Annotated in this window: 1 protein-coding gene; it reads left to right on the forward strand. The window is 45.3% G+C overall.

What is annotated here, in order from left to right; all coding sequences use genetic code 11:
- The coding region (locus tag KP705_RS15455) for a protein rep (protein ID WP_215764789.1) at window positions 1-933 on the forward strand (933 nt) is incomplete at both ends.

Consider the following 933-nt stretch of genomic DNA (forward strand, 5'->3'; position numbering starts at 1 on the left):
ATTGGATTGATAACATTCTCCCGAATAAGGGGAAGTATCTGCGGTACATGGTTATCACCTGCGGTGAGAACGTCCGCATATATGATGACCTCAAGGCGGAGCATAGGAAATGGACACGCAAGCTCTCTGATTGCTTCCGTTGGCTCAATCAAAAATATGGTTCAAATCTGTATTTCAGGGGGACTGAGTTCACTCATAATGAGGATCATGAAACCCTTAACATGCATATGAATATCCTCTTTGATCTGCCGTATTTGAAGGGGAACGGCTGGCAGGATTTTCTTGCTGATGTTCGTGAGAGGATGTCGTGCATTGTTAAGGATGCGGGAACTCTTGAGTCTGTTGATGAGGTCACAAAATATGTGACTAAGCCGAACGATATTGAGACGATGGAGGATGGCCATCTTGAGTGGTTCTATAATGAGACACTCAATACGCGACTGATACAGAGGTACGGATCGTTTAAGGAGTTCAAGGGGTCTCTTAATGATGAGAGGCTTCGCATCGTTCGAGATCAGTCTGATGGATCTCTGAAGATGATGAAGAAGCGTGTCATCAATGATGCTGAGCTTTTCACGAAGCGTGATGAAGGCGAAGCCACGATAGGTGTCCCTAAATCATTGGATATGTTCGGGCCCGATATTGCTATGGCTCTCTGTGTTGAGCCTTCTCTTGATGGTCGTGTCATCGTTGGTGATGAAATAAAATTCGAGCAGATGGAGAATAAGATTGTTGGGCTGATGCTCCCGCATCATGCTTTCTATAACGTCTCTGAACCCTGTCTTATGGTCCAGAATTATACGCAGACGCCTGACACTGAACTCGGCAAAAAGGCTCTCGAACTCATTGAAGTTGTCTCTAAGCGACACCATCAGCAGGTTATCGAAAAACTCCAAAAAATTGGATGCGATGCTCTAACGGGGCGTAATCTGT

The sequence above is a fragment of the Gluconobacter sp. P1D12_c genome (genome assembly GCF_018812105.1).
In the GTDB taxonomy this organism is placed as follows: domain Bacteria; phylum Pseudomonadota; class Alphaproteobacteria; order Acetobacterales; family Acetobacteraceae; genus Gluconobacter; species Gluconobacter oxydans_A.